The 8,062-nt window shown below is 61.1% G+C and carries 5 protein-coding genes; 4 read left to right on the forward strand and 1 reads right to left on the reverse strand.

Annotated elements, in window-relative coordinates; genetic code table 11:
- The first annotated feature begins 384 nt into the window (after positions 1–384).
- The 3 genes from ACPEES_RS22545 to ACPEES_RS22555 all read left to right on the forward strand — a co-directional run bounded on the left by ACPEES_RS22545 (position 385) and on the right by ACPEES_RS22555 (position 5,037).
- On the forward strand, positions 385–1,530 hold the full coding sequence (locus ACPEES_RS22545; RefSeq protein WP_435106607.1) for a polyamine ABC transporter substrate-binding protein: 1,146 nt from the start codon (positions 385–387) through the stop codon (positions 1,528–1,530).
- A 7-nt stretch (positions 1,531–1,537) separates the two neighbouring features.
- Entirely contained in the window at positions 1,538–4,027 is a 2,490-nt protein-coding gene (locus tag ACPEES_RS22550; RefSeq protein ID WP_435106610.1) for a bifunctional diguanylate cyclase/phosphodiesterase, read from the forward strand.
- Positions 4,028–4,527: 500 nt separating this feature from the next.
- Positions 4,528–5,037, forward strand: coding sequence for a DUF4124 domain-containing protein (locus ACPEES_RS22555; protein ID WP_435106612.1), 510 nt, complete (start codon positions 4,528–4,530; stop codon positions 5,035–5,037).
- Positions 5,038–5,245: 208 nt separating this feature from the next.
- Here ACPEES_RS22555 and ACPEES_RS22560 read toward each other — a convergent pair whose 3' ends face one another.
- A complete protein-coding gene (locus ACPEES_RS22560) occupies positions 5,246–7,078 on the reverse strand; it encodes a hypothetical protein (protein WP_435106614.1) in 1,833 nt (610 codons plus the stop codon).
- Between the two features lie 580 nt (positions 7,079–7,658).
- Here ACPEES_RS22560 and ACPEES_RS22565 point away from each other — a divergent pair.
- On the forward strand, positions 7,659–8,062 hold a 404-nt coding region (locus tag ACPEES_RS22565), incomplete at its 3' end, for a hypothetical protein (protein ID WP_435106616.1).

Consider the following 8,062-nt stretch of genomic DNA (forward strand, 5'->3'; position numbering starts at 1 on the left):
CGCCCGATTATCCGGTTATTGAGCCTCATGAGTCAGTTTGCTGCGGCGCCGCATATCGGCTCGTCACGGATTCAGGGACCCTGAAAAGCACCTACCCTATTGATTAGTTGAGCCGGTCACGGAAATCAGCGGCCTCGGAGGGCACGCCTGAGGAACGGGCATGGTCACGATCGTTGGCACTAAAGAGAATGCCCTGGGATGTCGATAAACAGGGTATGACCATCATTGAAACCGGCGCGGTCGCCGCATCCGCCCGCCCTGGTGCCCCGGCCCGCGGCGGTCGGCGGGTGGATACGAGCCGCCCCGCAGCCTGGTAACGGATCAGCGCGTCGTTACCCTGCTCGCGGCGGTGGGACCATCCATCCCAATGTGAGGACATTGAGAATGCGTATTTCTCTACGGCGAACCGCCCGGTGCGGACCCGATACCCTGGGCGCCGCGGTAGAACGCACCGCGGTGCAGCCGCGCCTGAAGGATCGCAGCCGCAAGGCACTCCGATGCTTTTTTGCGCCGCTGGCGGCGCTGGCACTGGCCGGGGCGACGCCAGCGGCAGAGCCCGACGAACTGGTTATTTTCAACTGGTCGCAGTACCTCGCCCCCGAGGTGGTGGCCGCGTTCGAGGCCGAGACGGGCGCGCGCGTCAGGGTTGTTCACTACGGTGGTGACGATCACCGGGATCAGCTCATGGTCGAGACGGACGGCGAAGGCTTCGACGTCATCGTAGTATCGGGCACCACGATCGAGACCTATGGGAAACGCGGCTGGATCCAACCGTTGCAGGAGGAGCTGATTCCGAACCTGCGCCACATCGACCCGCGTTGGCGCGACGCCTACGCCGCCACGCGCGAATACGCTGTGCCCTATTTCTGGGGGACGGTAGGGATCGCCTATCGGCGCGATCTGGTGCCCGAGCCGATCACTTCCTGGATGCAACTCTACCGGCCGGCGCCCGAGCTGCAGGGTCGTATCAAAATGCCGAACACCGCGCGCGATGTGCTGGGGATGGCGCTGAAGGCACTGGGTCATTCCATGAACACGGACGATCCGGAGAAGTTGAAGGAGGCGGGGCGCCTGGCACTCGCGCAGAAGCCGGCCGTCTCCGTCTACAGCTACATCTCGCTGGGCGAGGGCAGCGCCCTGGTGTCGGGCAAGACCGCAGCTGCGATGGTCTACGGCGGGGACGCGCTCAACGTCGCCCAGCACCACGAGGACATCGTCTACGTGCTGCCCGAGGAGGGCGGCGGTATCTGGTGCGACTACCTCACGGTGGGCGCGAATGCACCGCATCCCGAGCTGGCGCATGAATTCATCGACTTCATCAATCGGCCCGACATAGCTGCGCAACAGGCGGAGTATATGTATCTCGGATCCCCCAATCGCGCCGCGCGGGAGCGCATCGACCCTGAGATCCTGTCCAATCCGATCGTGTATCCCGACGCCGATGCGCTGGCGAAGTCGGAGTACTATCGCCCCCTGTCACCTGAATTGCTCCGCCTTCAGAGCCGGATTTTCACCCACATCGTGGAGTAGCCGTGCCATGCAGCTGCGGCTCAAATTCGTCCTCCTAGTGCTCCCGCTCTTGGTGGTGCCGCTGCTGCTGTTGGGCATTGTGGCCTACCACGAAGTGAGGGTGCTGGCGCGCGAGCGCGCTATCGAGGAAATGAACCTGCTGCTCGAGAAGTTCGGGGAGCAGTTCAAGCTGAAGCGGGAGGCGGCGCTGGCGAGCGTCCGGGTCTTCTCGAATCACGCCCTTGTGCATCAGTACGCGCTCACTGACGACTTGAGCGAGCGCGCCGTGGTGCTGCAGCGCCCCTTGCTGCGGCAGTTCGCCGAGTTTCAGTCCGCCTTCCCGTCCTATAGCGCGATCCGGTTCGTCCAACCCGACGGTGCCGTCGCCGCCGAATGGAAGCGCACCACAGACGCGGACAAGCTGTTCGACACGCCGCGCATTGGTCCAGCATTCCGTACCGAGCTCGCCGCGACTTCCGGCGGACCAAGAGCCTTTTTCCTGCCTGAGAAGGGTGAGGAGCCGACTCGGCTGATCGCCGCCGTCGACCTGAATCTCGTCAGCAACATCGATACCGATCCAACCGCCGAGCCCCAATTGCGGGGCTACCTCGCGGTAACCGTGGACCTGTCGACGATTGCCGGCCAGATCCACGAACGCCGGGTCGGTGAGCACGGCGCCCTGATGCTCGTAGACGCGGAAGGTACCCCTCTCCTGGGCTCGGAGTCGCCAGCCTCGGCATTCGAGGGTGACGTGCCCGAGGCGTTCGTCGCCGGAGCGAGCGACGTCTGGAGAGGAAACTGGGGGGGCATGGAAACCGTGATCCGGTCCCGTTCCATCGAGCCCGGGCTCCGTTTGCTGGCCGTGCTTCCCGCCGACGAAATTCGGGCCGCCGAGCGAGATCTCGGGCGTATCGTGCTCGCGATCACCGTGGCGGCCGTGGTGGTCATACCGGCGCTCATCCTGTTTGTTCTTGGCCGGCTGGTCGTCCTGCCGCTCCAGAGACTGTCGTGTGCCGCCGATCGGATCGGTGAGGGCGAGCTCGACACCGCCGTTCCAGTGGTGGGAGGCGGCGAAGTGGGGGTGTTGGGCCGGACGCTGGATTCGATGCGCGAGCGCCTCGCCATCATGAACCGGGAGTTTGCCCACCAGGCTCAGCACGACAGCCTGACAGGCTTGCCGAACCGGCGACTGCTCGACGAATACCTGATGCATGCCTTGCCTGATGCGCTGCGCCATCGATATCGCCTGGCCGTCTTGTTTCTTGACCTGGACGGGTTCAAGCAGATCAACGACAACCAGGGGCATGCCGTTGGTGACGCCCTTCTGCGGGGGCTTGCGCAGCGTTTGCTCGACAGCATCCGCGATGAGGACTACGTCGCCTCCGACCCGGGCCCCGACCCCGACCTCATCTCCCGTATCGGCGGCGATGAGTTCATCATCCTGGTCGGGCACCTGCACACGGCGGACGAGGCGGGACGGGTCGCACACCGCATTCTCGATACCGTGAGGCGTCCGCTGGATATCGAGGGGGCCGAGTTCGGCATCAGCGCTAGCATCGGCATTGCGGTCTTCCCGGAAGATGGCCAGTTATCCGGCGATCTGATTCGCCGCGCGGACACGGCGATGTACCAGGCCAAGGATCAGGGCAAGAACCAGATCGCATTCTATTCCCCGGCGCTGGACGACCTCTTCCGCAGTCGTGCGCGCATGGAAGAAAAGCTCCGACAGGCCGTGTTCGAGGGCGCGCTGTCACTCCACTATCAGCCGCAAGTGGACGTAAAGACCGAGCGGATCGTGGGCTTCGAGGCACTGGCCCGCTGGCATGACGCGGACGCAGGTTGGATCGGACCTGCCCAATTCGTCCCGTTGGCGGAGAGGTCGGGTTTCATCGGGCCGCTGACCCGCCACCTGTTGCAACTGGCTTGCTGGCAGATACGTACCTGGCAGGAGGACGGTCTGACCGTAGTTCCCGTATCGGTTAATGTTTCCGGCGAGCAGATCATCAGCGGTGAAATCGTCGACATGGTCGGCGAGGCGCTCGCGGCTACCGGGGTCGATCCGGGCGTCCTTCGGCTGGAGGTAACGGAGACCACTCTGATCAAGGCCGAAACAGGGTCGGTGCAGGCTTTCCAACGCCTTCGCGACATGGGGGTTCGCCTGTGCCTGGACGATTTCGGTACCGGCTATTCTTCCCTGAAATACCTGCGCCGATACGCCTTCGACGTGCTGAAGATCGACCGCAGTTTCGTCAATGCCATTGGCGTCGAGGAGAGCGATCCGGCGCTGATCGTGGCAATGATCACGATGGCCGATGCCCTCGGGCTGAGTGTGGTGGCCGAGGGCGTGGAAACGGCTTGCCAGCTGGAATTCCTGCGTGACGCGGGCTGCGGCACTATCCAGGGATACCTATTTGGTCGCCCCGTAGAGGCGCGGAAGGCGGGGGATCTGCTGGCCGATTCCATGGTGTCGCTGGATCATGCCACCTCTGGTGGCCTACCGGGAAGGTCAAGCCGTTGAGGTGACGTTAGTGGCGCGAGTGGCCACCATCGCTGATGCTGAAACGTCATGAGCGCGGATCGACCGCCTCGCTGCGGCCATACCCCGCGGATATCGCGTCGGCTGGAGGGGATGGTGCATGCACCATTTGTGCTCTACGGATCCCGCCAGGGCATGCCCGGCGTTAGTTCATCCCTGCCGACGACAAGAATAACGCTCGACCCGTCATCGCCCAGGTATAGATCGACACGCTTGCGGGGCGACACAGGCCCCTGCCACTGCCTGATACCGACCTAGTGGCCGATATGAGGGCGGCGCGGGCGGTGTTGGTTGGAGAGATGCGGTAACGACCCCGTTGCCGGCGACGTGCCGCGGCCCGGAGCCGAGCCAGGGATGCCGTGTGCCTCGACTCCTCACGGGAAACGTGCAACTGTACGCGTCAGAAACGTCCGGGCCCAGCAAGAAAGTTCTCGGGCTTCGCTGTTTCTTGGGGTGTTCGTTTTTTAAACAAGAAGGTTTCCATGAACAGGTACATTTTGGTTCTGTTGGGGGTGATGTATATCGGCCCTGCTTTCGGGGGCGGTGTGTACAAATGCATGGACGAGAACGGCAGTGTCACCTTTAGCGGCGTGCCTTGTGCGAAACCGGGTGACAGGCAGGAGGCATTGGAGGTTTCGTCGAAACCGAGTCGTTCCGCGGAAGAAGAGCCGATTGACGACGCCAAGAGCGTCAAGCAATTGATAGTCGGCCGTTGGCGGTGGAGCGATGGCAGCGAAGTAAGGACCTTTCATCCGTCCGGACGGTTCGAGTCGAGAGGAGAAGACAGCTTCGCGGCGACAGAGGGGAAAGGGGAGTGGGAGCTGAACGGAAACGACTTGGTGATAAGGGCAAGCTTCGTCAACGCTTTGAACAGCGGCGAGAAGGTTAGTGTTTATAACACTTTGAAGTATACGGTTGAATCCGTGGATGAGAGCAGGCTCGTCACATACTGGCCCAAGTACGACAAAACCTCGGAGTGGATCAGAATGTAAGCTATTCGGGTTGTTGCGCAGCGGTGACATCGATGGCTGTTGTGAGGGTAAGGGGCGCTTCGTTACGCGTTACGAACGGCGAGCGCTGCATTGGATGATCGATGCATGGTGTGTGTGAAACGCGCGACAAAGAGAAAGCCACCCTGAGGGGGTGGCTTTGCGCGTGGCTGGCGCTACCGTCGTGAATCGGCGTACCGTTGCATTGCGTCTACCGGTAACACCCGGACTCTTGAAGGTATTCGACCGGACCGATGTCGGGGTTCACATCGCGGCGGTTTCCGTAGATATCGTAGTCGAATGAGGAGAAGGTCGACTGATCGATGATCGGGGACGGTGCGCCATCCTGTGAGACCTTCTGCAGGGCCACCGTGGCTCCATTCACCACGACCAGCGGATCGTCGATGATCGGGTTGTTGTCCCAACCGGGAACAATAGCTTCCGTCGGCGATGAGCCGGTGTAGTGCCAGACATTGTTGCTTCCGGTGATGTTGTCCAGTTTCGGTTCGGCTCGATAACCGGTGCCGACGAAGGGCAGATCATCCTCCGTGTAGCAGATGTTGTTGCTCCACTCGATGGCGACGTTGTCCTCGCTGCCGTTGAGGTTCAGGCAGCCACGCCCGCCACGGGTCTGACCGTCGGTGGTGTACCCGTGGATCAGGTTGTTGCGGATATACATGGTGCCCACCAGGCCGGAGTCGCGAATTGCGATGCCGCCATTCTCGCGACCCTTTGAGGTATCGGGGTCGACCCCGTCCCAATCGGCGGCCAGGCCGACGTTGATGAGCACGTTATCCTCTATGTACGCATCGACCTCCCAGCATTCCGAGCCGATGCTGATGCCGGCACCGCCCTGGTTGATCACCACGTTGTGGTGAATACGCAGGGGACCGCTTGGATCGCCGCAGTCGGCGTTCTGGTCGAACTGGTGGATGCCGAACTTGGCGTCGTTGTCGTGCAGGTAGTTCCAGCCGAATTCCCAGGGCTCCACCTGCATGTCGCGCCCGTCACTGCGAACCGATATGTACGTCGTATGATGCAGCTTGTTGGATCCGGCGCAGCCATACTCGTAGATCTCGTTCCCGAAGATCTTGTAGTCGGATACCCGGTCGGTGCCCCATTTGGCGCTCCCGAGGATGGCGCCTTGCGTGCGCGATGCACAGCCACCGGGGATGTCGGTAATGCGGTTGGCGACGGCACGGCCGTGCTTCGAGGTCTTTATCGCGAATGTTCCGCCAAAATGAATGGTGGAGCCGGTGGGCTGATCGTTGGCGTCGACGGACGTGTAGTTGGACGACCTGAAATCCAGTTTGGAAACCACGAACGCATCAACCTTGTAGGATTCGAGGCCGCGCTGAGCGGTCACCTTGGGCTGATATCCGGGGTAAGCAGCGACGGCAAACTGGGCATCCTGGCTGGACGAGGCGGAGGCATTGTTCATGTAGATGCCTCGCGAATCGCTGGATGATCCGGTATTTACGTCGTGAATGTAGATGGTGGAGCCGGCCGGTGCCGTATTGACGGCATGGTTGACCGAGCGCCAGGCATCTGACCACGAGCCGTCCCCGGAATCGCTGCCCGTGCTCTTGACGTGATAAATGCCGCCGGACCGCACCGTGAACGGCAGTGCATTGGATTGCTGCCCGTCGACGCTTACGACGATCTCACCGGGGCCGGCAAGGGCGTTCGGAACGGAGAACGCTATCTCCTGCATGCGGTGCGAGGCGTGCAGGTTGGCCGGACCGGACGGCAGGTTTCCGTCCGCCCGCTTCCAGTAGTAGACGTGCGGCTGGTGGACGTTGCCGTTGCTGTCGATGAACCGGATCTCACGGCTGGAGGTCCCCACCCCCAAGTTTTGCCCCCACACGGTTACGATGACGCCGCTGCCCTGACCGTCACCGAGGCCCGTCGACGGGCCACTGATCAGGTCGCTGAAGGCGAGGCGTGGTTCACCGGCTGCGGCGGCTTGTTGGAATGCCGTCAATAAAAGAATGGCCAATATGGCAACGACGGCTCTGGACGAAGCTCTGAGGGTATGAGTCATTTTAATCGTGCCCTCCTTGCGAATGAAGGCTCCCTGGCGCGTCGGTTCCCCATGGATCTGCCCCGGCCCTAACGGGTGCCTGGAAACCGAGCTGTCTTGCGGAGAATTTTTCTATTGCTTGTGTTTTGCGTAATATGTTTCGTTCCTGATCTGGGTTTTCCCTCCTGTTGCTATCTGGTGATTTGTTTTTCTATTGTAGAGGTTTTCAATTCCCCGTCGGCCCATGAACCGGCTGATGGACTGTCTGCTAAGTCACTGTAGAGTCCATGACGCCGTGTTCTGTGTGATTTGTCACATTTTGTGATGGTCGTCAAGGGGGGTTGCGTGCAAATCGGGTTGCCGGATTTTTCAGGAATTGTGCGCCTCACTGACATGGGTATGTTGAGATCATTGCCCGTTTTTTTAGGTGTTCGGTTCGTACCCTTACGGGTGTGCATTTACGTGGCTGTCGTGGTAAAAAGGGGCGCGACCCGGTATAACGCACATGAATCGTTTTCGGACGTGTGTCCGCGCAGAATTCGATGCGGATGAGAGTTGAATTGTGATTGTCGCCCGTTCAGGGCGCATGTAGGAAGAGACAATGCTGAAAGGATTCGAGACCATACTCCTCGACATGAACGACACGTTCATGTTCGGGCATGACCGCTTTGGCGACGAGCAGAATTACGGGGCGTACTTTACCTCGATAGGCGGAACGTTGTCGGCGGATGACGCGACAGTGATCATTCGTAGGGTGCTCGAATACCTGGAGCCGCTGTATCCCGATCCGGCGTCCCGCGAGTGCTTTCCAGGCATCGAAGCGGCGGTCGCGGCCGTATCGCTCAAGGGGAGTGTCTCGGAGGCGGATCGGATGCGACTGGTTGAAACCTTCGCGCATCATGAGCGTGGCACCGTTCCGCCTGCCTATCTGTCGGGTCCCCGACGATTGCATAGACCCGTCACGATATGCATTATGGATGGGTCGCGAGGTGATGCATGCGTTGA

This window comes from Arhodomonas sp. AD133 (genome assembly GCF_051195215.1).
Taxonomy (GTDB): domain Bacteria; phylum Pseudomonadota; class Gammaproteobacteria; order Nitrococcales; family Nitrococcaceae; genus Arhodomonas.